The following is a 23613-nucleotide window of genomic DNA, read 5'->3' on the forward strand; positions in this document are numbered from 1 at the left end:
CCATCCCGGTTATCCGCTTCGCGCTGATGCTGCACTCCTTCTCTGCGGTAGCGCTGATTGTGGTGATCATGGTGCATATTTACGCTGCGCTGTGGGTGAAGGGCACCATTACCGCGATGGTGGAAGGCTGGGTCACGAAGACCTGGGCGAAGAAACATCACCCGCGCTGGTATCGTGAAGTGAAAGCGAAACGGACGAAAGATTGATAAAACAAATACGATAAGTTCGCTGCCATGCAGCGGATATTATCGTAGCGAGCGCGCGTAATGGCAGGGAAACCGCAAGGTGAACACGCGATTACGCGCTATTTTTATCGGTAATTATTAAAGGGTAATCAACATAAAACCGCTGATAATAACGCTGTTTTATGAATGTTTTGGTTATCCATATCAAAGAATCGCCGGACGACTCTGGTTATGTTGGCCGTTGCGCCCGGAGAAACGCCCGGGTTAATTCATCATTCGTTGTGGAAGGGGACCTGACAGGATGACGACGAAATCGCTAACGCTTTCTTTGGATGAACAACAGTCCATTCCGTTGAGTACGGTCTCAGGGACGCAGGGCTATCCCGGCATGGATATTCGTCCGCTGGCGTCCGCAGGTATATGCAGTTACGACCCCGGTTTTGCTAACACCGCAGGCTGTACGTCGGCCATCTCGTGGATTGATACCGAAAAGAGCATTCTGCTGCACCGCGGCTATCCGGTCGATCAGCTGGCGCGCCAGTGCGACTTCCTGGAAGTGGCCTGGATTCTGCTGCGCGGCGATGCGCCTGACGAAGCCAGCTATCAAGCCTTTAAAAACACGATTACCCGCCATAGCCTGGTGCATGAGCAGATTGCCCGCATGTGCAGCAGCTTTCGTCGCGACTCGCACCCGATGGCCCTAATGTGCGCCCTGGTGGGCACCCTGGCGGCGTTCTATCACGATGTGCTGGACGTCGAAAATCCTGAGCACCGCGCGCTGGCCGCCACCCGCCTGCTGTCGAAAATGCCGACGCTCGCGGCGATGAGCTATAAGTTTTCTATTGAGCAACCGGCGCAGTATCCGCGCAACGATCTTTCCTACGCGGGGAATTTCCTGCATATGCTGTTTGCTATCCCGGCGGAGCCGTATCAGCTGAATCCGGTGATTGAGCAGGCGATGAACCAGATCCTGGTGCTGCACGCCGACCACGGCCAGTGCGCATCGACGACCACCGTCCGGGCGGCGGGCTCCTCCGGGGCGAATCTTTTTGCCTGCATTGCCGCCGGGCTCGCTTCTTTATGGGGACCGGCCCACGGCGGGGCGAACGAAGCCAGTATGCGGATGCTGGAGGAGATCAACACCGTCGACCAAATTCCGGCGTTCCTGAGCAAAGCGAAACGCGATCCGCAGGCGTTTCGTCGTCTGGGATTCGGTAACTCTCGTTACCGTCATCTTGATCCACGCGCCGCTATTTTGCGCGAAACCTGTCACCGGGTGCTGAAGGAACTGGGGATGTCCGACATGCCTTTGCAGGTGGCGATGGCCCTCGAAGAGGTGGCGCTGACCGACCCGTACTTTGTTGAAAATGGCCTGTCGCCGAGCGTGGATTTCTACACTGCGGTGATCCTCAAGGCGATGGGACTGCCTTCATCGATGTTTGTGGTGATTACCGCCGTAGGCAGAACGCTTGGCTGGGTGGCGCACTGGAACGAAATGCACGAAGCGCCGCTGACTATTTATCGTCCCCGGCAGATTTATACCGGCGAAAAGCGGCGGGATTACGTTTCGCGGCGTGAAGTGTGACAACAGGGGCAATAGGGAGGATTTAGCCCGGCTCGCGCTGCGCTGAACCGGGCTACACATTCACTGCGTTCTGTGGAGCGGGAACGCAGCGGCTGTTTAACGAAACATCACCTGCGCCCAGCGGGCCAGCCCGGCGGTAACCGAGCCAAAATCATCGCCTCCGGCAACCGGAATACCCGGCAGGTGCGCCGCCAGCGCTTTTTTGATCAACGGCGAGCGAGCGCTGCCGCCGGTCAGGTAAATCACGTCCGGCTTGTCATTGCTGTTTTCCAGCGCCAGCTGAACCTGCTCCATGATGCGGGCCAGCGGCTGATCCAGCGCCGCTTCCAGACCCTGCTGGCTGATGGCTGTCGCCAGCTCGTCGCTAATAAACGGCAGCCCCGCGGTGACGCTCGGCTGCGCGGAAAGGGCGATTTTGCTCTCTTCCGCGCTGCGTACCAGGCGATAGCTCAGACGCTGACGCCAGACCTTCAGCAGTAGCGCGACTTTTTCGCTATCGCGGGCGCTGCGTAGCAAATCGTTAAGCAGGCGACCGTTGGCGGCGCTGTAAAAGTCGGTCTGCGCCGGCACGTCGTTAATGGCCACCGCATTCCACCACGGCAGAATCGGCAGCGCGATGCCTTTTTCGGTATCGCCGCCCATGCCCAGCAGCGGCATCAGGCATTTAAAGGCCAGGGCGATATCCAGGTCGTTACCGCCGACGCGGCAGCCGCTGTGGCCGAGGAGGCTTTGCTGGCGATCGGCTTTTTCTCGCCACTGCGGCCCCATCAACAGCAGCGAACAGTCGGTGGTACCGCCGCCGATATCGACGACCAGTACGCGTTTTTCTTCGCGCAGCGTCGCTTCGAAATCCAGACCGGCGGCGACTGGCTCAAACTGAAACACGACGTCACGAAAGCCCGCGCGCTTTGCCGCACGTTCGAGAATGCCCTGCGCCTGGGCGTTGGCATCATCGCCGCCCAGCCCCTGGAAGTTAATCGGCCGGCCGATAACCGCCTGGTCGATGGTTTCCGGCAGCTGCGTTTGCGCCTGGAGTTTGATATGCAGCATCATGGCGCACACTAAGTCTTCAAACAGCGCTACCTGCTGCGGTTTAAGCCCGCTGGCGCCGAGAAACGATTTCGGCGACTTTACGAAGTAGACTTCTTGCGGATCTTCAACGTACTGATGCAGCGAAGCGAGACCAAACTGTACGCTGTTGCGGAGTACGTCGATATCTTCCTCGCGGTTGAAGCTTATCGCGCGACGCAGCAGCGCCTGGTTTTCATCACCGTTGGGCGGGACGTCGTGGTGGCGGTAGAGCCACTCGCTGACCGCTTCGCGGGTCGGCGCGCAAAGCATTGATGGCAGTAGTGAACTGCCGTTTTCCAGCGTCAGCAGCTGCGGCGTATTGTCGCGCATCACCGCCACTGAACAGTTAGCGGTACCGTAGTCAAAACCAATAAACATAGCCTGCAAAATCCCCATGCCGGTGAAGAAGGGGGGCGACTTTAGCGGATTGACGGCACTGGGACAACTGGAATTTAAAAGCAAGGCGCAGGCGGCGCGGAGCCGCTATGATTGAAGCGCTAAAAAAGGAGAAATGATGACGCTGCTACCCTGGCATTCCCCCTACGACTGGCAATGGATGTTTCATTTTCTTGGCGCGCGTACGGTGCAGGGGATTGAAATTTTTGTCGGCGACAGCTATTGCCGTAGCTTCGCCCTGAATGGTCACGCCGGACTCATCACGGTGACGCCGGATGACGCCGCGCAGGGCATGCGGGTGACGCTTTCCGCCGGGCTGCAGCCGGTCGCGGAGGCGTGTCTGGCGCGGGTTGCGCGCTTATTTGATTTGTCCTGCGACCCACAGCAGATCGCCCTGACGCTGGGAAGCCTTGCGCTGCCAAGGCCGGGGCTTCGTCTGCCGGGCTCCCTGGATGCGTTTGAACAAGCGGTACGCGCGGTGCTCGGCCAGCTGGTGAGCGTGGCCATGGCGGCAAAGCTCACCGGGAAAGTGGTGGCCGCCTTAGGGGAACTGTTGACCGACGCGCCGGGCTTTTATCTCTTCCCGAGCGCGCAGCGGCTGGCGCAGGCCGATCCGCTGGCGCTAAAGGCGCTGGGCATGCCCCTGCGGCGCGCGGAGGCGCTGATCCACCTGGCGCAGGCGGCTATCCGCGGCGATCTCCCCCTCTCCGCGCCGGAGAATATCGACGCCGGAATAAAGCAGCTGCAGACGCTGCCCGGGATAGGCCGCTGGACGGCGAACTATTTCGCGCTGCGCGGCTGGCAGGCGCCGGATATCTTCCTGGCGGATGATTATCTGATTAAACAGCGTTTTCCCGGCATGACGCCGGCGCGGATTGCGCGCTACGCCAGCCGCTGGCACCCCTGGCGCTCGTACGCTTTACTGCATATCTGGTATACGCAAGGCTGGTCGCCGGAGGAGGAATAGACCCGGGAGGCGCTTAGCACTGGTATCGACGCGCTGAAATCCCTATAATTGCGGCGTTTGGCGGTCAACCGCCACCCTTCCTACATTCCCAGGTTAATCAGGTCGCAAAAATTTATGACTGATACGTCTCATCAGTGCGTCATTATAGGCATCGCCGGCGCATCGGCTTCGGGCAAAAGCCTTATCGCCAGTACGCTATATCGTGAATTACGTGAACAGGTCGGCGATGAACATATCGGCGTTATTCCGGAAGACAGCTATTACAAGGATCAAGGTCATCTGTCGATGGAAGAGCGTGTAAAAACCAACTATGACCATCCGAGCTCCATGGATCATAGTCTGCTGTTTCAGCATCTGCAGATGCTGAGAAGCGGCCAGCCGATAGAGTTGCCGGTGTATAGCTACGTTGAGCATACCCGTATGCCGGAAACCATCCATATTGAACCGAAGAAAGTCATCATTCTCGAAGGGATTCTGCTGCTGACCGACGCCCGCCTGCGCAACGAACTCAGCTTCTCCATTTTTGTCGACACCCCGCTGGATATCTGCCTGATGCGGCGCATCAAGCGAGACGTAAATGAACGTGGGCGTTCGATGGATTCGGTAATGGCGCAGTACCAGAAAACGGTGCGCCCGATGTTCCTGCAGTTTATCGACCCTTCCAAACAGTATGCCGATATTATCGTGCCTCGCGGCGGTAAGAACCGTATCGCCATCGATATATTGAAGGCCAAAATCAGTCAGTTCTTTGAATAACACGAACGAATTGTGTAACGTGCAAAGAGAAGCCAATTTGCCCTTATCCCCGGAAGGCGTAGGGGCGCAATGCCTTAAAGGAGAACGTTCATGCGTCTGTGCGACCGAGATATAGAAGCCTGGTTGGATGAGGGGCGTCTGGCCATTAATCCGCGCCCGCCCGTTGAGCGCATTAACGGCGCGACGGTCGATGTTCGGCTGGGAAATAAGTTTCGGACTTTCCGCGGGCACACGGCGGGCTTTATTGACCTGAGCGGGCCTAAAGCGGAAGTCAGCGCGGCGCTGGATCGCGTGATGAGCGAAGAGATTGTTCTGCCGGATGGTGAAGCGTTCTTCCTGCATCCGGGTGAGCTGGCGCTGGCGGTGACCTTTGAATCGGTCACCCTGCCGCCGGATCTCGTCGGCTGGCTGGATGGCCGCTCTTCGCTGGCGCGTCTGGGCCTGATGGTGCACGTCACCGCGCACCGCATCGATCCGGGCTGGTCCGGCTGCATCGTACTGGAATTCTATAATTCGGGTAAGCTGCCGCTGGCGCTGCGTCCGGGGATGCTGATCGGGGCGTTAAGTTTTGAGCCGTTATCCGGGCCGGCGATGCGGCCTTATAATCGCCGTGAAGATGCGAAATATCGCGACCAGCAGGGCGCGGTAGCGAGTCGAATCGACAAGGATTGATAATTTTAGCGGTTTGCTGAGGATGCCATGAGACGAATTCTGACCACGCTGATGATCTTACTGGCGGTAGTTGTCGCCGGTCTTACCGCGCTGGTATTGCTGGTCAACCCCAACGATTTTCGCGCCTATATGGTTAAAGAGGTGGCGGATCGTAGCGGCTATCAGCTCGAGCTCAATGGGCCGCTGCGCTGGCACGTCTGGCCGCAGCTCAGCATTCTCTCGGGCCGCATGACCCTGACCGCGCCGGGCGCTGAAGAACCCGTTATTCGCGCGGATAATATGCGCCTTGACGTCGGGCTGCTGCCGCTGATCTCCCATCAGCTGCAGGTCAAGCAGGTGATGTTGAAGGGCGCGGTGATCCAGCTGACCTCCAAAACCGAAGCCGTGCGTAGCAAGGGGGCTCCGGTCGTGCCGCACGACAATACGCTGCCTCAGGTGCCGGAGGATCGCGGCTGGTCGTATGATGTCCAGAAGCTACAGATTGCCGATAGCGTGCTCTTTTTTCAGCATGAAGATGGCGAGCAGGTTACGGTGCGTGATATCCGCCTGCAGATGGAGCAGGACAACAGCCATCGCGCTACGGTCGATTTCTCTGGCCGGGTGAACCGCGATCAGCGCGATCTGGCGCTTTCCTTCTCCGCCCGGGTGCAGGGCGGTGATTATCCTCATTCTCTGAAGGCGGATATTTCACAACTCAACTGGCAGCTTCGCGGCGCGGAGCTTCCCCCCGAAGGGATTAGCGGCCAGGCGAGTATGCAGGCCAGCTGGGTCGAGGATGCGAAAAAGCTCAGCTTCGATGGGCTGAACTTAACGGCTAACGGCAGCACCATTGCCGGCAACGGCAGCGTCGTGCTGGGCGACCAGCCTGACTGGACGCTGAACCTTCAGGCGGGCACGCTCAACCTCGATAGCCTGCTTTCTCATGCCTCCGCCTCTGGCGATAATAGCGTTAACCAGCAGGGGCAAAGCCAGAACAGGCAGCTACGCCCGGTTATTGCGGATAACGATATTCAGCAGGATTACAACGCTCTGCGCGGTTTTAACGCCCGGTTGAACCTGACGGCTGACCAGCTGCAGTGGCGGGGGATGCACTTTACCCAGGTGAAAAGTGAAATCAGCAACCAGCAGGGGCTGCTGACGATTCATCAGATGCAGGGGAGCCTGGACGGTGGACGACTCTCGCTCCCCGGCTCGCTCGATGCGCGCGGCGCAACGCCGCATGCCTCTTTCCAGCCGCAACTCGACAACGTCGAGATCGGCTCGATTCTGAAAGCGTTTAATTATTCAATAAACCTCACCGGCAAGCTCTCGCTGACCGGCGAGTTCTCCGGCGGCAAGATCGATGCCGACGAGTTCCGCCGCAGCTGGCAGGGGCAGGCGGTAACGCAGCTCACTGATACGCGTACTGAAGGGCTCAACTTCCAGCAGCTGGTACAGCAGGCCGTCGAGCGCAGCACCAACGTTCAGGCGCAGGAAAATTACGACAATGCGACCCGACTGGATTCTGTCAGCACCGAGTTTGCGCTGAATAATGGGCTGGTCACCTTGACGCATATGCAGGGCCAATCTGACATGATGGCGCTGACCGGTCAGGGTGAGCTCAACCTGCTGAAAGAAGATTGCGATATGCGCTTCAACGTGCGGGTACTGGGCGGCTGGAAGGGCGAAAGCAAACTCATCGACAGGCTCAAGCAGACGGCGATCCCTTTGCGAATTTATGGTAACTGGCAGACGCTGAGCTACAGCCTGCAGGTTGACCAGATACTCCGCAAGCAGCTGCAGGATGAAGCCAGGAAACGGCTTAGCGAATGGGCTGAACGCAATAAAAATACCCAGGATGGTAAGGATGTGAAGAAGCTGCTCGACAAACTGTAAGTTGGCCAGGAAAAGCAGAAAAAGCGCATCGTGCTCGGATTGCCGGCAATGCGCATTCCTCTGGTATTGCCGGCGGCGCATCGCCTGCGCGGGCCTACGGCTAAAGAGGGATGTGCTGAGCGTTTAGGTTTTGTCGGCCGGGTAAGGCGCTAGCCACTACCCGGCAGAAAGATTAGCAGACCCTTAAAAATCGTTTAACCCGTCTGCGTCCGGCTTTTGATGCTTCATCGAAGAGAGCATCACACTTCATAGTCCAGTTCATCTTCATCGTGCGCAGGCGGCACTATCAGTACTTTTTGTACCCGATGGCTCTCCACCTGCAGCGTGCGCAGCACGTAGCCGTCTAGTTTCACTTCTTCACCTTCCCGCGGCACATGCTGCAGGTACTCCATCAGCAGACCGGCAACCGTATGGTATTCACGTTTCTCATCCAGCGGCAGAGGAACAGACTGGACCAGGTCTTCCAGCGGCATATGCCCGTTGACCGTCCAGCTCCCGTCGCCGTTTTTGTGAATATCGTGACGGGCATCGATCTCTTCTGCTTCATTAGGCAGATTACCGGCGATAGTCTCCATGACGTCGCTGAGCGTCACAATTCCCTCTACGGAGCCAAATTCATCGACCACAAAGGCGAAGTGGGTTCTGGCTCTGCGGAACTGCTCCAGCGCAGGAAGCAGCGGCAGCGTTTCCGGGAACACCAGCGGCTGACGAATCAGAACCTGCAAATTGAGCGGTTCATGACGTAATGATTGCTGCAGAAGATCGATCACGTGCACGACGCCAAGCATATCCTCGTCATCATCGCCGCCGGTCACCACGAGGCGGGTATGTTGATTTTTGTCGAGTAAGGCGCGAATCTCCTCTTCCGGCGCGCTGAGATCAATATGTTCAATGTCATGACGCGAGGTCATGATGCTGCTGACGGTACGCTGATTGAGGTTCAGCACCCGCTCAATCATCCGTCGCTCCTGCGGATTAAAGAGTGGGTTATCGTCGCGATCGGCAACCAGCGAGGCGGTCTCGCTATCCAGCTCGCTACTGTCTTTGCGCCCGCTCAACAGATTCATCACCGCCTCGGTGGTTCGCTGGCGTAGCGTCAGGTTGGCCGAGAGAAAGCGATGGCGGTTGAAAATCGCCAGCTGGTTGAAGGATTCAATCATGACCGAGAAGCCGATAGCCGCGTACAGGTAGCCTTTGGGAATAGGGAAACCAAAGCCTTCGGCAATCAGGCTAAAGCCGATCATCAGCAGGAAGCTCAGACAGAGAATAACGATGGTCGGATGGCTGTTAACAAAGCGGGTGAGGGCTTTACTGGCCATCAGCATCAGGCTAATGGCAATAATCACCGCGGCCATCATGACCGCCAGGTGGTCAACCATGCCGACCGCGGTTATCACCGAGTCGAGAGAGAAGATGGCATCAAGCACTACGATTTGCGCTACCACCCCCCAGAACCTGGCGCCTTTGCGCTGGGTCGGGTTATCGCTATCTTTCCCTTCCAGCCGTTCGTTAAGTTCAACGGTGGCTTTGAAAAGGAGGAATAATCCGCCAAACAGCATAATCAGATCGCGGGCGCTAAAGCTCAGATCGTGCCAGGTCATGAGCGGTTTGGTTAGCGTGACCAGCCAGGAGATCGAAGCCAGCAGCAGCAGGCGCATCACCATTGCGAGTAGCAGACCGGTTACGCGGGCCCGGTCTCGCTGCGCGGGAGGAAGTTTTTCCGCGAGAATGGCAATAAAAACCAGATTATCAATACCGAGTACCAGCTCAATAACGACAAGCGTAATGAGCCCGGCCCAAATCGAGGGGTCGGCAATCCATTCCATATTCAGTTAAAACCTTTACAACCTAAGAGTGCCATGTACCGATCATGGATAAGCCATAGATAAAATGCAATATTTTCTGCTGTTAACTAGCTCAGCCCCGAACCCGCCTGCGGATAAAGCAGCAAATAAAAGCGTCATTTGTGCAGGATATAACCTTTCCACAATGCGCTTATTGGATGGTACTTATTAATTAACGCGCGAAATTTCAGCGATATGGGCGGAGACGGTTCGCACGACTTTAAGCCAGATGTCACCCGAACGGTGAAAGACCATGCTGCTCTGCTGCAGAAGGCGGATACGATACTTGGATAACGCGAGAATCAATCAATAGATTTGATGTATATATCAACGATTTTCTTGAATTTGGATTTTTATACTACTTAATGTCGTGGCTTGCCGTAGATCAATTTTTGCAGGACGATGTAATGAGCGTTATATGTGATGGCGAGCAGTAAAAACAGCAGCGAAAAGGGTCAAAGCCAGCTGACTGCCCGTCGTTTTTATCAGCAATATCATTGCCGACCGTGAAGCCAGGCGTGACGGGTAATTGGCTGCAATTCAGGCACTTTTGTACGTTAAATAATTTTATTATCAGTATAATTGATTATTTGGGCTGGATTTTAATTTTTTTACAGTCACTTGTTCTGTGTCAATTCATGATGAAAGATTACAAGGTATTAAAAGAGAAACGATGGAGAAGCGATGAGCGTCATCAGGCTGCCTTATGAATAAAATAAGGTGTCGTTGCAGAGTAACTCATTGTAATTAAATGGAAATTCTTTATAAAATATGTGTATAAGAATTTTCTTAAAACTGTCTATTGGTATGTAGACTTTGCGTGTATTCTTAAATTCAGCGTGTAATTTCAGAATTTGACGGACAGAATGGCAGGTATCAAGCGTGTATCATCACTGATAAATGCCAGTGATACATACAAACTGACAGGATCAAAAGGTTTATAACCATACGGGTGGATATGAAAATGGTGAGTTTGAAAGCAGTTATACCGGTAGCAGGATTAGGGATGCATATGTTGCCCGCCACCAAGGCCATTCCGAAAGAGATGTTGCCGATCGTCGACAAGCCAATGGTGCAGTACATTGTTGATGAAATTGTAGCTGCGGGTATCAAGGAAATCGTGCTGGTGACGCATTCATCCAAGAATGCCGTAGAAAACCATTTCGACACCTCCTACGAACTGGAAGCATTGCTTGAACAACGCGTAAAACGTCAGCTTCTGGCGGAGGTGCAGGCTATCTGTCCTCCTGGCGTAACGATCATGAACGTGCGTCAGGGCCAGCAGCTGGGCTTAGGTCACTCCATTCTTTGCGCGCGCCCGCTGATTGGCGATAACCCGTTTGTGGTGGTGCTCCCGGATATCATTCTGGACGACGCCAGCGCCGACCCTCTGCGCTATAACCTTGCCGCGATGGTGGCGCGTTTCAATGAAACGGGTCGTAGCCAGGTACTGGCAAAACGGATGGAAGGCGATCTCTCCGAATATTCCGTTATCCAGACTAAAGACGCTCTGGAATCGGCGGGGCAGGTTGCCCGTATCGTTGAGTTCATCGAAAAACCTGATGAACCGCAAACCCTGGATTCCGACCTGATGGCGGTAGGGCGCTATGTGCTTTCTGCCGATGTCTGGGCTGAACTGGAGCGTACCGAGCCGGGCGCCTGGGGACGTATCCAGTTAACCGATGCGATCGCCGAGCTGGCGAAAAAACAGTCGGTTGATGCGATGTTAATGACTGGCGACAGCTATGACTGCGGTAAAAAAATGGGCTATATGCAGGCTTTTGTTAGCTACGGGCTGCGTAACCATAAAGAAGGGGCAAAATTCCGCGAGAGTATTAAGAGGCTGCTGGCGTAGTTTTCGCGCCAGTGCTTATTAGCGCGTGAGAGTGAACGGTTCGAATTATCTGATGACGAAAAGAGGATTCGTGGCCGTTCACAACGTTAAGTTCAGCAGATATCGCTGATTAATATCCATTTGAATACAATGGGTTAGCATTTTTCTTGTTATATTGTAGCATTTGCGAACATGAGGCAATGTTCGGAGACTTCTGGTAGTAGAAGAAGACGTAACATGCTGAAATGGTCGGACTAGCTAAATTTACTCTTTGCTGATAATTACTTACTAAGACTTTTCTTAAGTAAGTGGCCCTTAGTCAAGGCGTGAGACGAAAATAAAACTTGACTGAGATCATGTTTGCGCATTAAACAACGGTAACGCATGCATAATAATGTGAAGTTACTGATTGTGTATGCCCACACCAATGTCGCGGAAAAGACGTTACGGACTGGAGAGATCGTCAAAGGATGAAAAAGAAATGAACTGGCAAGTTGTCACTTTTTTTGGCGATAGCACCGTACTGTTACCCAGTGCGGCAGTACTGTTTATCGTTCTTTTTCTGCGAAAAGATTCAAAGCAGCTGGCCTGGCACTGGGCTCTGCTGTTCGGCATAACTGGCGCCATTGTCTGCGCATCAAAACTGGCATTTATGGGTTGGGGTATCGGGATTCGCGAGCTGGACTTCACTGGCTTTAGCGGGCACACCGCACTCTCTTCCGCTTTCTGGCCAATCCTCTTATGGCTGCTGTGCGCGCGCGCCACACCAGCTCTTCGCTTTACTGCCGTCTTATTAGGGTATGCACTGGCCGGGCTGGTAGGGTATTCCCGTTTGATGATTCATGCACATTCAACTTCGGAAGTGATTGCCGGCTTACTGATGGGTGCCGCAGGGAGTGCAGCCTTTTTGCTGCTCCAGTCGCGTGTTCGCGATACTCATACAGCGCAACTATCGTTTGGCGGCCTGGCTAGCATGATCATTATCCCGGTGCTTCTGCTGAATACCGGGGCGAAGGCGCCAACCCAATCGCTGCTGGGCGAGATAGCGGTAAAGCTTGGCCCACTGGAAAAACCTTTTACCCGAGTTGATCTGCACAAGGGGTTTTACTGACTCAGGGTAGCATGGAAGAGATGAAGGATTCAGAGCGACTCATGTTCTGTTCACAATGTATGCAATATGAAATTTAAAGTGAAATGGTCTGCAGCTGCAATATTTCATATCCATGAAATAAATCTGTGATAGACCATTCTGCGCAATAATTAGCATTAATGATAATCAGCCAGGATGTTTCCTAAATAAGTTTTCTGGCTAAATATCGAATTTATTAATGATAACAGCATGCTGGCATAATTCTTTTCACTATTAATTTTTGTAGTTGACTAACTATAATTAATTTGAAACTAAGTCAACACACTTTCTGTGGTTAAAAAGGCAATAAAATCATAAGGTTGAGATTATCTGGTTGTTCGATACTGTTGGCATTTGATCGTGATAGCCGGAAAACAATAACCTTATCGGCGGGCGTTCATAGTGCTGCCAGCGTATCTGATAATTCAAGATTACGCTCCCAATTGAGGGCAGAATCTCGTAAACTTATGGCCGCGAAATTGTTGTTTTGATGGATTAATCGCCGATTTATCGAAATCAGCGATTGAATTTAAAGGGAAAGAAGTACAGTGCATTGGTAGCTGTTAAGCCAAGGGCGGTAGCGTACCTGCGGACGGACGTTTTCTCCATATCACATCTCATTTCATGCGACTGAAATTCCTAAAGTGAACTCTATACAGGTGATTATCTTTACAACCTGTATATACTTGCATGTTGTCGCCAGCTCAGAACGTGTTCGTTTGACGGCGGGCAGGAGAAGCTGCGGGTATGAAGCGTAAGGAATGGCCTTCAATAACAATTTCGCATACATTGTGTACTGCAGGTAGCCTGTGAACCGAAAGCGAGCATTGGCATGAGATTCCGATAACATGCTTTCGTTTTCTTTGATCAAACCTGTAGACCAAAAATAGCAAAGGTTGGCGTCAGAGGGCGCTGCATCTATCAGTGTTCCCCTTGTCGCGCCAGCTTGCGGAAACGGGGCTTTAAATGGATCTTGTACAATGATAAAAATTGCGCGAATCGCACTCGCATTAGGGCTGCTATCTTCTGCCAGCTCACTTGCCTATGCCTCCGGGTTAGTGATGAATGACAACGAACTGCGCAACGATCTGGCGTGGCTTTCCGATCGCGGCGTTATTCATCTCAGCCTGTCGACCTGGCCTCTGAGCCAGGAAGAGATTAATCGGGCACTAAAGAAAGCAAAACCCTCTTACTCTTCTGAACAGGTTGTTCTCGCTCGAATCAACCAACGCCTCAATTCCTTAAAAGCTGATTTCCGGGTGAGTGGCTATACCTCAACGGATAAGCCCGGAACGCCGCAGGGGTTTGGCCAGAATCAGCCTGCGGATAGCTCTTTATCATTAGCCTTTAATAACAGTGGCGAATGGTGGGATGTGCACCTGCAGGGCAACGTTGAAGGTGACGAACGCATCAGCAACGGTTCACGTTTTAATGCTAACGGCGCCTACGGCGCGGTTAAGTTCTGGAACCAATGGCTCTCCTTCGGCCAGATGCCGCAGTGGTGGGGACCGGGTTATGAAGGAAGTCTAATCCGCGGTGATGCGATGCGCCCGATGACCGGCGTTTTAATGCAGCGTGCTGAACAGGCTGCACCGGAAACCTGGTGGCTGCGCTGGATTGGACCTTGGCAGTATCAGATTTCCGCCAGCCAGATGAATCAATATACCGCCGTACCGCATACCAAAATTATCGGCGGTCGTCTGACGTTTTCTCCTTTCCAGTCCCTTGAGCTTGGCGCATCGCGCATTATGCAGTGGGGCGGGGAGGGGAGACCGGAATCGTTTAGTAATTTTTGGGACGGCCTGACGGGTAAAGATAATACAGCAGCAAACGATCCCAATGAACCCGGCAACCAGCTTGCTGGTTTTGACTTTAAGTTGAAACTGGAACCTACGCTGGGGCTGCCGATCAGCTTATATGGTCAAATGATTGGCGAAGATGAGTCCGGCTTGTTACCTTCAGCGAATATGTTCCTTGGCGGAGTCGAAGGCCACCACGGTTGGGGGAAAGATGCCATCAACTGGTATCTGGAAGCTCACGATACCCGAACGAATATGAGCCGAACCAACTATAGCTATACGCACCATATCTATAAAGATGGCTACTACCAGCAAGGTTACTCACTCGGTGATGCTATGGGAGGCGATGGCCAACTCTTTGCGGGTAAAGTTGAACTGGTGATGGAGGATAATCAGCGCTGGAGTGCACGTTTAGCGTATGCGAAGGTTAACCCAGAAAATCAGTCAATTAATAAGGCGTTTCCTCGCTCGGATACATTAAAAGGTGTGCAACTGGGCTGGAGTGGCGATGTGTACAAATCGGTACGACTGAACACTTCTCTCTGGTATACCGATGCGAACCATAATGATAGCGATGATGTAGGCGCAAGCGCCGGGATTGAAATTCCCTTTAATTTATAGCCTTAACACAGCTTCTGGAAATAGACTGTTGTTTGGGGATTAGAAACTTTTGGTTTACTGATGATGTGACATTATGAAGAAAAAAATTGTTAGATTTTCGGCATTGGCATTAGCAATAGGTTTTTTATCAGGCTGTACCATTGTGCCCGGGCAGGGATTAAATAGCCTGCGTAAAAACGTTGTTGAACTGCCGGATAGCGATTACGATCTGGATAAACTTGTTAATGTATACCCTATGACTCCGGGCTTGGTAGACCAACTTCGCCCAGAAAAGATACTAGCTCGTCCTAATCCTCAATTAGATAATTTGCTCAAAAGTTATGAGTATCGTATTGGCGTGGGCGATGTGCTTATGGTAACGGTATGGGATCATCCTGAATTAACAACACCTGCGGGGCAGTATCGTAGTGCAAGTGATACTGGAAACTGGGTGAATTCTGACGGAACAATATTCTACCCATATATTGGGAAAGTTCAGGTTGTTGGTAAGACGTTGAGCCAAGTCAGGCAAGATATTGCAAGCCGTTTGACGACCTATATTGAGAGTCCGCAAGTTGACGTAAGTATTGCTGCATTCAGATCCCAGAAAGTTTATGTTACTGGTGAGGTTGCAAATTCAGGAAAACAAGCAATTACGAATATCCCTCTAACGGTCATGGATGCTATTAACGCTGCTGGTGGACTTGCTCCTGATGCCGATTGGAGGAATGTAGTTCTCACTCATGATGGTAAGGATTCTAAAATTTCATTGTACGCGTTAATGCAAAAAGGGGACCTAACACAAAACCGTTTGTTATATCCTGGTGATATTTTGTTTATACCGCGTAATGATGAGTTGAAAGTGTTTGTCATGGGTGAAGTTGGTAAGCAAAGTACACTTAAAATGGACCGCAGTGGAATGACCCTTGCGGAAGCAATAGGTAGTTCTGAAGGAATGTCGCAAACTCTAAGTGATGCGACTGGTATTTTTGTCATCCGTCAATTGCAAAACGATAAGCAAGGAAAAATTGCAAATATTTATCAGCTTAATGCACAAGATGCATCTGCCATGGTGTTAGGAACAGAGTTTCAATTGGAACCATATGATATAGTTTATGTAACAGCCGCACCTCTCGTGCGCTGGAATCGAGTTATATCACAACTTGTACCAACGATCACTGGTGTACATGATATGACAGAAACAGTACGTTATATTAGAACTTGGCCATAATTATGTTTAATTCTATATTGGTTATCTGTACAGGTAATATTTGCCGTTCACCTATAGCAGAGCGAATTCTGCGCACTATACTTCCTGATAAAAGAATTGATTCAGCTGGTACTGGCGCGCTAGTTGACCACCCAGCTGATCCCTCAGCAATTAAAACGGCTGAAAAATATGGAATCTCGCTAGACAACCATAAAGGAAAACAATTCACGTCAGTGCTTGGTCGTCAGTATGATTTGCTATTGGTTATGGAGAAAAGCCATATAGAGCAAATTAGTAGCATTGCACCTGAAGTTCGTGGGAAAACAATGTTGTTAAGTCATTGGCTGAATGGTAAAGATATCCCGGACCCATATAGGAAAAGTGATGAAGCTTTTGAATCGGTATTTAAACTAATTGACAAAAGCTGTAAACACTGGGCAGAAAAATTAGGTAGATAATTTCAGGAAATGATTGCATGACATCAGTAATAAATAATAAATCATCGTCACCAGATTCTGATGAAATCGATTTGGGGCGTATAATTGGTGAGTTAATCGATCATCGTAAATTGATTGTAGCCATTACGACTGGTTTTACTGTGTTGGCACTACTCTATGCTTTATTAGCGACACCGGTTTACCAAGCAAATGCATTGATACAGGTGGAACAAAAGCAAGGTAATGCAATCCTAAACAGTCTAAGCCAGATGTTGCCTGATAGTCAGCCGCAGTCTGCACCTGAAATCGCTCTATTGCAGTCTCGAATGATTTTAGGAAAGACAGTCGATGACCTAAATTTGCAAGCTAGGGTTGAGCAAAACTTCTTTCCAATAGTCGGTAGAGGCTTATCTCGGATTATAGGGGAAAAGCCTGCAAATATTGATGTAACACATATTTATCTTCCAAAGATAGAGGGACAAGATTCACCGAGTATAAAGGTTAAAATTAAGGATAAGAACCATTACCAAATTGAGTATGGCGATACGATTCTTGATGGGGTAGTGGGCGAATTGTTGGAAACCAAAGGTATTTCTTTATTAATCAGATCAGTTGACGCTGAACCTGGCGATAGCTTTACTGTAACTTATGTATCATCATTAAAAGCAATCAATAATTTACAAGAGTCATTTAATGTTACAGAACAGGGTAAAGATACTGGAATGTTAAATCTCACCCTTACAGGTGATGATTCAGAACTTATAACACATATTCTTGATGGAATAAGCCAAAACTACTTGGCTCAGAACGTTGCTAGACAGGCAGCTCAAGATGCAAAAAGCTTGGAGTTCCTTAGTAAGCAACTGCCTGAGGTCCGTTCTGAGCTTGATTCGGCAGAGGATAAACTGAATGCTTATCGCAGGCAAAAAGATTCAGTAGACTTAACGATGGAAGCTAAGTCCGTTTTGGACCAAATTGTTAATGCGGATAATCAATTAAATGAGCTTACATTTAGAGAGGCGGAAATATCACAACTTTATACTAAAGAACATCCGACATATAAAGCTTTAGTCGAAAAAAGGAAGACACTTCAGGAGGAAAAGGCGAAACTTAATAAAAGAGTGAGTGGTATGCCTTCTACTCAACAAGAAGTGCTAAGATTGAGTCGTGACGTAGAGTCTGGCAGAGCAGTATATTTGCAACTTCTAAATCGCCAACAAGAATTAAATATTGCAAAATCTAGTGCAATTGGCAATGTCAGAATCATTGATACAGCTGTCACTGAGCCAAAACCAGTAAAACCCCGAAAAGTGCTAATTGTGGTTATGGGATTATTACTGGGTTTGTTTGTATCTATTGGTCTTGTGTTGTTGAGAGTATTTTTGAGGCGTGGTATTGAGACTCCAGAAGAACTGGAAGATATGGGGATTAATGTATATTCTAGTATTCCTGTATCAGAATGGTTAACGAAACATCTGTCAAGTAATAAGCGAAAAAAACAAGAGTCGGACACTCTACTTGCAGTAGAAAATCCTGCAGATCTAGCTGTCGAAGCTATTCGTAGCCTAAGGACAAGCTTACATTTCGCAATGATGGAATCTAAAAATAATATATTAATGATTTCAGGCGCTAGCCCAAATGCAGGTAAAACTTTTGTTAGTACTAACTTAGCCGCTATTATTGCTTTAACTGGTAAAAAAGTACTCTTCATAAATGCTGACCTTAGAAAAGGATATGTTCATAAAATGTTTGGGCAAAACCAACCTAAGGGATTGTCAGATATTTTATCGGGGCAAGAAGTAACAGAAAATGTAGTACAAAAAGTGGTCGGAGGTGAGTTTGACTATATTTCTAGGGGGCAAATTCCGCCGAACCCAGCCGAATTACTAATGCATGAGCGTTTCGAAGCCATACTTAAATGGGCTTCGCAACAGTACGAGATAGTTATTATTGATACCCCACCAATTCTTGCTGTTACTGATGCCGCGATTATTGGAAGATATGCAGGGACAACGTTGCTGGTAGCAAGATATGAAGTTAATACCCCTAAAGAAATAGCAGTGAGTATTCGTAGGTTTGAACAAAGTGGTGTGACAATAAAAGGTTGCATTTTGAATGGCATGGTGAAAAAGGCTAGTAGTTATTATGGCTATGGCTATAACCATTATGGGTATTCTTATACTGATAAGAGATCTGATTAATTAAAACTCGGGCTCTTCTTGAGCCCAATTTATTTTTCCCTAAAATTATTTAATTTTAATGAGAATATAAATAGAGGGGACTATGACATATTTTTCGAAAAATGTTAGTTGTAGTGTATTACTAGTGCTATCTGATTTTATTAGTTTTGTGTTATCACTTTATCTCTCGTTGGGGCTATTATCCTTCATTTTCGGAGGGTATGACTTTCATATGTCTAGTGAGCAGTTAGATGGTTGGATTGGATTACATTGGCTACTGGGAGTTTGCTGTGTATTATGGTATGGAATACGTTTGCGTCATTACTTTTATCGTAAGACATTTTGGTTTGAACTGAAAGAAATACTTCGTACATTGGTAATATTTGCAGTTATTGAAATGGCTGTTATGGCATTTGCTAAATGGGATATATCCCGCTATATCTGGTTTTTTACATGGATTTTTGCAGGGTTATTAGTCCCATTGGCCCGAATGTGGACCAAATGGTTATTAAATAAGATAGGGCTTTGGCAACGAGAAACTTGGATCATCGGCAACGGGAAAAACGCATTCGATGCATGTAAAGCTATTAATAGTGAGTTAAATTTAGGATTGAATATTGTTGGGTTTGTATCAACAAATAAGAAATTGGTCAATAATACTATTGATTCAGCGTTTAAGGTTGTCGAAGGTGATAAGAAATGGCTCGAATCTATAGATAAAAGGACTCAATTTATAGTTGCAGTTGAGTCAGATGAAAGTGATGCTAGAAATAGTTGGTTACGAGAGTTTATGATCAAAGGGTATCGTTATGTTTCTGTAATACCAACCTTAAGAGGGGTGCCTTTAGATAGTACTGATATGTCATTTATTTTTAGTCATGAAGTGATGATTTTTAGGGTACAACAGAATTTAGCGAAATGGTCTTCTAGAATTATTAAAAGAACTTTTGATATTATTGGTTCGCTCGGAATAATAACTATATTATCACCAATCCTTCTATATATTAGTTATAAAGTTAAACGCGATGGAGGGCCTGCAATTTATGGGCATGAGCGAGTAGGTAAAAATGGGGAGTCGTTCAAATGCCTTAAGTTTAGATCCATGATAATAAACTCAAAGGAAGTATTAGAAAATTTGTTATCTTCCGACTCGAATGCAAAAAGAGAATGGGATGAAACGTTTAAATTAAAAAATGATCCACGAATAACACCAATTGGAAAATTTTTGAGGCGAACTAGTTTAGATGAGTTACCACAATTATTTAATGTATTAAAAGGTGAAATGAGCCTTGTTGGACCACGTCCTATTATCACGGCAGAACTTGAGCGGTATAATGATGAGGTTGATTATTATCTCCTCAGTAAGCCTGGAATGACTGGTCTGTGGCAAGTTAGTGGCCGTAGTGATGTTGATTATGACACTCGTGTTTATTTAGATGCCTGGTATGTGAAAAATTGGTCAATGTGGAATGACATTGCTATTTTGTTCAAGACTGTCAGTGTTGTTCTTAAAAAAGATGGTGCTTACTAAATCCTAGAGTTGAATAATATGATATATGTAAATGCTAGGTTTTTAACTCAAGAAATGACGGGTGTACAACGCTTTGCAGAGATGATTTCATTAGAACTGAATCGGAAAATAGATAATGTATGTTTTTTATCTCCATCAAATATAGTTAGGGCAGATATAGCTTCGCAGCTAAATGTAAGGATTATTGGAAAAAATACAGGTCATTTATGGGAGCAGTTAGATCTTCCATATTTTTTAAGCAAACAAGAAAAAGGCATTCTTGTGAACTTAGGAAATACTGCTCCAATATTATACCGGAATAAGATAACAGCAGTACATGATATAACATTTTTGAAATTTCCTGAGTCATTTTCTAAAAAGTTTTTATATTTTTATAAAATCTTAATCCCATTAGTCATTAAAACATCGAAACATATTGTGACTGTAAGTGAGTTTTCTAAAAATGAAATATTAAGAAAGTATAATCTAGATAAAGAAAAAATATCTGTTGTGTATAATGCGGTAAATAATAACCTCAGTATTGAAAATATTAAAAAATACAATGGGAAACCATATTTTCTAATGGTTTCTTCTCAAAACTATCACAAGAATTTTGGCAGAGCTTTAGAAGGATTTTATCTTGCAAGAAAAGATGGCTATTTAGATGAGTTTGGATTAAAAATTATTGGGGCAAAAAATTCTGCTTTTAATACTCAGTCATATACTTCTATTCTCAAAGAAGATGTCGAGTTTCTGGGCCGTGTATCAGATGCACAATTGGCGGATTTGTATGCAAATGCTACTAGTTTTGTTTTCCCTTCATTATATGAAGGGTTTGGGATTCCACCTCTCGAGGCTCAATATTTTGGATGCCCTGTAATCGCAAGTAATGCAGCATCTCTACCTGAAGTTCTTAGTGATAGTGTATTATATTTTAACCCACATTCTTCTTCTGAAATTAAAGATGCAATGATTAAAGTATCAAATGATCTTAATTTGCGAGAGAAATTGATTGAATGCGGATATAAAAATCTAAAGAAATATTCATGGGGTGACTCTGCTTCAAAATTGCTATCAATTATTAATAAGATCTAATATGGAAGTAATAATCTATGGGGCTTAATGAAGCAATACTATTTGATGCACTAAATTTTACACTTTTTTTGTTTATGGCATTATGTTATGCCTTTTTACTAAAAAGACGAATATCAAAGGTTGTTGGAAGATGGTTTGTCTTCTTATTGATTATAACAAGTTATTCTTCTTATAACATAATGGTTGCACCTGTTCATGATTACAATCAAGTAATTTCAAGAACATTCATGTACCATCAAAAAATTTTTGGTCCCTTTAATTTAGTTGATGTTTTATTTATAGTCACTATAGCTTTCTTTTCATATAAATTAATTTATATAACGAGATATTATAAAAAGATCACTTTTAATAATTTAGGGGTGAAAATAGTTTTAAATAGAGAATTTATGGTTTTCTTTATTTCTTTCTTTTCGTTCATCCTTTGGAATTATTTTAATGACAAAAATTTTGATTTTGGCAGTGAGTTCATTTATTATCGAGGTTTAATATATTTTCTTGGGGCTATATTAGCATTAAGATTTGATGTAAATAATAAAGTTTCCGTAAAAGATATATTTTCTTTTTTCTTAATCATTGATGCTCTTAATTTAGTGTCAGGTTTTGTCGCAACACAACTATTTAGTAACTATGTGTGGTTTCGGTATGTATTCAAAGTAACGATCATAAATCAAGATAGCATATCATCATTCGTTTCAATTTATAGCATTGTGGCCATAGTTGCTATATTTAGATATCGAGAAATGAAAAAAACAATTGGCGGATTCAATCTTTTTATTTGTTTTGCGATTCTTATTTTATCACAGATCAATTTTTATAAAGGATTGATACTCAGTATGTCTATTGTAATTATGATCTACTCAGTTAGTTTGGTTCTTGCAAAAAAGAAAACTATATCGTTGACAATAATTATTTTATTGGGTATTGTCCCTCTTACGCTTTTGGCTTTATCGAAAAGTGATAAGTTCTCGGATACAGCGTTGGCGACACGTTCAGTTCAAACCTTAGATTATATTGAATATTTAAATACTCAAACACCACTGCAATATATAATTGGAACAGGATTGGGGTCAACATATCCTTACTACCATCAGGATTTAGATAGAGGTGCGACAAAAGAAGTCGATGTAGAAAGTGGAAATGAAAGACGTTCGATTCAGGTTCCATATCTAAATATATATAAAGCTAGTGGTTTGTTAGGAGGATTAGCCTACACATTGCTTTCACTTATTGCATTATTTTTATTAGTAAAATCCATAATAAATGAAGAAAATGTTTTAATTCAGGCATTGTTACTTTTTTTAATCACTCGATTATATAATGGGACTGGGCTAATGACTCCATTTCCAGTCATTATATTTGTTGTCAGGACAATTTATCTGATCTATGTAAGTAAGTGCGAAAGTAGCCAAGATGAGAGAAATTATGAAAGAAATTAATAGCAAAGTACTTGATATTATCTGTCCACTTTATAACAAAGAAAAATATATTGAGGATTTCCTGTCATCTTTGCGTATTCTTCCATCAGATAAAGTAAATATAATTCTGATCGATGATGGTTCATATGACTCAACTAAAGAAAAAATTGATAGCTATGTTTTAAAAAATAAAATAAATAATGTTTATTATTTTCACAAAAAAAATGGAGGTGTCTCATCCGCAAGAAATAAAGGAATAGTTGAATCAGTTTCTGATTATATTTGGTTTTGTGACCCTGATGATCTTATTACAAATGAATCATTAAACATTTTACAAAAAGTGGATAATTTAAATGATGATATTGTGGTATGCGGTTATATTACAGCTTTTGAAGAAAATCAAATTGAAATTACCACTTCCTATAAAAAAGAACGATTTACCACGATCGATTTTTTAACATCTCATGATTACTTTACAAAGAAGAATGCAATCAGTACTGTTTGGAATAAAATATATAAAAGGCAATTTATTGCTAATATACGTTTTCCAGAAGATATGAACCATTCTGAAGATCGTTATTTTAATCTTTCCCTTTTAAAAAAAAATGGTACTGTACTAACATGTGATCTTATTATATATAGGCATAAAAGATACTCTGCCAATACCTTAAGCACAACGAAAGACAGTGCCAGAATAAACGATATTATAAAGGCGGATTTGTATAATTTGGTTGTATTGAGTGGTTTTAAAAATATTAAAAAGGAAAAAAAAATTCATGTTTATAGAATTTCTCGTGAAAAAATGCATGCTTCAGAAAAGAGAATACTAAAATTTTATCAAGATGAGTGCAAGTTATTAAATATTAAACCAAATTTTTTTATATCTAGTAAAGATGTTTTATTATATTTATACCTTCTAGTATTTGGCAAATAAATAAAATAGTACAATTGTGAATATTCCTTTAAATGATGAATATAATACTGTGCTGAAAAGGAAATTCTCACAACTAAGTAAAAATCTTTTGAGTTAGTAAGCGATAAAGCACTATCGTT

17 protein-coding genes and 1 pseudogene are annotated in these 23613 nt (G+C 46.4%); 16 read left to right on the forward strand and 2 right to left on the reverse strand.

From position 1 onward, the window contains the following. A pseudogene (locus tag HMPREF1144_RS25525) lies at positions 1 to 206 on the forward strand (formate dehydrogenase cytochrome b556 subunit); the annotation flags it as partial. A gap of 280 nt (positions 207 to 486) precedes the next feature. Continuing rightward, positions 487 to 1770: a citrate synthase gene (locus tag HMPREF1144_RS25530; protein ID WP_009654505.1), complete on the forward strand. Its 1284-nt coding sequence runs from the start codon at positions 487 to 489 to the stop codon at positions 1768 to 1770. 96 nt (positions 1771 to 1866) lie between these two features. On the opposite strand, the gene yegD is transcribed toward HMPREF1144_RS25530, so the two are convergent. Beyond that, positions 1867 to 3219 (reverse strand): molecular chaperone, encoded by a 1353-nt coding sequence (gene yegD / locus HMPREF1144_RS25535; protein WP_042928524.1) that lies wholly within the window; start codon positions 3217 to 3219, stop codon positions 1867 to 1869. Positions 3220 to 3355: 136 nt separating this feature from the next. Here yegD and alkA point away from each other — a divergent pair, with 136 nt between their 5' ends. The 4 genes from alkA to asmA all read left to right on the forward strand — a co-directional run bounded on the left by alkA (position 3356) and on the right by asmA (position 7507). Further along, positions 3356 to 4204, forward strand: coding sequence for a DNA-3-methyladenine glycosylase 2 (alkA, locus tag HMPREF1144_RS25540; protein ID WP_009654464.1), 849 nt, complete (start codon positions 3356 to 3358; stop codon positions 4202 to 4204). Positions 4205 to 4318: 114 nt separating this feature from the next. Further along, complete coding sequence (gene udk, locus HMPREF1144_RS25545; RefSeq protein ID WP_004122537.1) at positions 4319 to 4960, forward strand: uridine kinase; 642 nt, start codon at positions 4319 to 4321, stop codon at positions 4958 to 4960. 90 nt (positions 4961 to 5050) lie between these two features. Then, positions 5051 to 5632: a dCTP deaminase gene (gene dcd, locus HMPREF1144_RS25550; RefSeq protein ID WP_004852489.1), complete on the forward strand. Its 582-nt coding sequence runs from the start codon at positions 5051 to 5053 to the stop codon at positions 5630 to 5632. A gap of 27 nt (positions 5633 to 5659) precedes the next feature. Continuing rightward, positions 5660 to 7507 (forward strand): outer membrane assembly protein AsmA, encoded by a 1848-nt coding sequence (gene asmA / locus HMPREF1144_RS25555; RefSeq protein WP_004852488.1) that lies wholly within the window; start codon positions 5660 to 5662, stop codon positions 7505 to 7507. A 239-nt stretch (positions 7508 to 7746) separates the two neighbouring features. Here the strand turns inward: asmA and HMPREF1144_RS25560 are convergent, their stop codons facing one another. Continuing rightward, the gene (locus HMPREF1144_RS25560) at positions 7747 to 9333 is read right to left on the reverse strand and encodes a TerC family protein (protein WP_009654482.1); all 1587 of its coding nucleotides are present in this window, start codon (positions 9331 to 9333) and stop codon (positions 7747 to 7749) included. Positions 9334 to 10309: 976 nt separating this feature from the next. Between HMPREF1144_RS25560 and galF the strand changes: the two genes are divergently transcribed. The 10 genes from galF to HMPREF1144_RS25605 all read left to right on the forward strand — a co-directional run bounded on the left by galF (position 10310) and on the right by HMPREF1144_RS25605 (position 23494). Further along, entirely contained in the window at positions 10310 to 11206 is an 897-nt protein-coding gene (gene galF, locus HMPREF1144_RS25565; protein ID WP_042928527.1) for a UTP--glucose-1-phosphate uridylyltransferase GalF, read from the forward strand. Between the two features lie 460 nt (positions 11207 to 11666). Then, positions 11667 to 12296, forward strand: coding sequence for a phosphatase PAP2 family protein (locus HMPREF1144_RS25570; protein ID WP_009654498.1), 630 nt, complete (start codon positions 11667 to 11669; stop codon positions 12294 to 12296). Between the two features lie 998 nt (positions 12297 to 13294). After that, positions 13295 to 14734, forward strand: coding sequence for a capsule assembly Wzi family protein (locus HMPREF1144_RS25575; RefSeq protein ID WP_009654504.1), 1440 nt, complete (start codon positions 13295 to 13297; stop codon positions 14732 to 14734). Between the two features lie 73 nt (positions 14735 to 14807). After that, positions 14808 to 15944, forward strand: coding sequence for a polysaccharide export protein (locus HMPREF1144_RS25580; RefSeq protein WP_009654485.1), 1137 nt, complete (start codon positions 14808 to 14810; stop codon positions 15942 to 15944). 2 nt (positions 15945 to 15946) lie between these two features. Continuing rightward, complete coding sequence (locus tag HMPREF1144_RS32100) at positions 15947 to 16381, forward strand: protein tyrosine phosphatase (protein WP_071532319.1); 435 nt, start codon at positions 15947 to 15949, stop codon at positions 16379 to 16381. A gap of 17 nt (positions 16382 to 16398) precedes the next feature. Next, positions 16399 to 18561, forward strand: coding sequence for a polysaccharide biosynthesis tyrosine autokinase (locus HMPREF1144_RS25585; protein WP_009654489.1), 2163 nt, complete (start codon positions 16399 to 16401; stop codon positions 18559 to 18561). An 82-nt stretch (positions 18562 to 18643) separates the two neighbouring features. After that, complete coding sequence (gene wbaP, locus HMPREF1144_RS25590) at positions 18644 to 20071, forward strand: undecaprenyl-phosphate galactose phosphotransferase WbaP (RefSeq protein ID WP_009654476.1); 1428 nt, start codon at positions 18644 to 18646, stop codon at positions 20069 to 20071. Positions 20072 to 20089: 18 nt separating this feature from the next. Next, entirely contained in the window at positions 20090 to 21145 is a 1056-nt protein-coding gene (locus tag HMPREF1144_RS33945; protein WP_009654472.1) for a glycosyltransferase family 4 protein, read from the forward strand. 17 nt (positions 21146 to 21162) lie between these two features. Further along, on the forward strand, positions 21163 to 22581 hold the full coding sequence (locus HMPREF1144_RS25600; RefSeq protein ID WP_009654468.1) for a hypothetical protein: 1419 nt from the start codon (positions 21163 to 21165) through the stop codon (positions 22579 to 22581). Continuing rightward, the gene (locus HMPREF1144_RS25605) at positions 22568 to 23494 is read left to right on the forward strand and encodes a glycosyltransferase family 2 protein (protein ID WP_009654473.1); all 927 of its coding nucleotides are present in this window, start codon (positions 22568 to 22570) and stop codon (positions 23492 to 23494) included. Before HMPREF1144_RS25600 ends, HMPREF1144_RS25605 begins: the two co-directional genes overlap by 14 nt. Positions 23495 to 23613 lie beyond the last annotated feature (119 nt).

This window comes from Klebsiella sp. OBRC7, assembly GCF_000293135.1.
GTDB lineage: Bacteria > Pseudomonadota > Gammaproteobacteria > Enterobacterales > Enterobacteriaceae > Klebsiella > Klebsiella michiganensis.

Coding starts and splice junctions, on each gene's coding strand:
- HMPREF1144_RS25530 (WP_009654505.1), top strand. CDS start 487: ATGACGACGAAATCGCTAACGCTTTCTTTGGATGAACAACAGTCCATT.
- yegD (WP_042928524.1), bottom strand. CDS start 3,219: ATGTTTATTGGTTTTGACTACGGTACCGCTAACTGTTCAGTGGCGGTG.
- alkA (WP_009654464.1), top strand. CDS start 3,356: ATGACGCTGCTACCCTGGCATTCCCCCTACGACTGGCAATGGATGTTT.
- udk (WP_004122537.1), top strand. CDS start 4,319: ATGACTGATACGTCTCATCAGTGCGTCATTATAGGCATCGCCGGCGCA.
- dcd (WP_004852489.1), top strand. CDS start 5,051: ATGCGTCTGTGCGACCGAGATATAGAAGCCTGGTTGGATGAGGGGCGT.
- asmA (WP_004852488.1), top strand. CDS start 5,660: ATGAGACGAATTCTGACCACGCTGATGATCTTACTGGCGGTAGTTGTC.
- HMPREF1144_RS25560 (WP_009654482.1), bottom strand. CDS start 9,333: ATGGAATGGATTGCCGACCCCTCGATTTGGGCCGGGCTCATTACGCTT.
- galF (WP_042928527.1), top strand. CDS start 10,310: ATGAAAATGGTGAGTTTGAAAGCAGTTATACCGGTAGCAGGATTAGGG.
- HMPREF1144_RS25570 (WP_009654498.1), top strand. CDS start 11,667: ATGAACTGGCAAGTTGTCACTTTTTTTGGCGATAGCACCGTACTGTTA.
- HMPREF1144_RS25575 (WP_009654504.1), top strand. CDS start 13,295: ATGATAAAAATTGCGCGAATCGCACTCGCATTAGGGCTGCTATCTTCT.
- HMPREF1144_RS25580 (WP_009654485.1), top strand. CDS start 14,808: ATGAAGAAAAAAATTGTTAGATTTTCGGCATTGGCATTAGCAATAGGT.
- HMPREF1144_RS32100 (WP_071532319.1), top strand. CDS start 15,947: ATGTTTAATTCTATATTGGTTATCTGTACAGGTAATATTTGCCGTTCA.
- HMPREF1144_RS25585 (WP_009654489.1), top strand. CDS start 16,399: ATGACATCAGTAATAAATAATAAATCATCGTCACCAGATTCTGATGAA.
- wbaP (WP_009654476.1), top strand. CDS start 18,644: ATGACATATTTTTCGAAAAATGTTAGTTGTAGTGTATTACTAGTGCTA.
- HMPREF1144_RS33945 (WP_009654472.1), top strand. CDS start 20,090: ATGATATATGTAAATGCTAGGTTTTTAACTCAAGAAATGACGGGTGTA.
- HMPREF1144_RS25600 (WP_009654468.1), top strand. CDS start 21,163: ATGGGGCTTAATGAAGCAATACTATTTGATGCACTAAATTTTACACTT.
- HMPREF1144_RS25605 (WP_009654473.1), top strand. CDS start 22,568: ATGAAAGAAATTAATAGCAAAGTACTTGATATTATCTGTCCACTTTAT.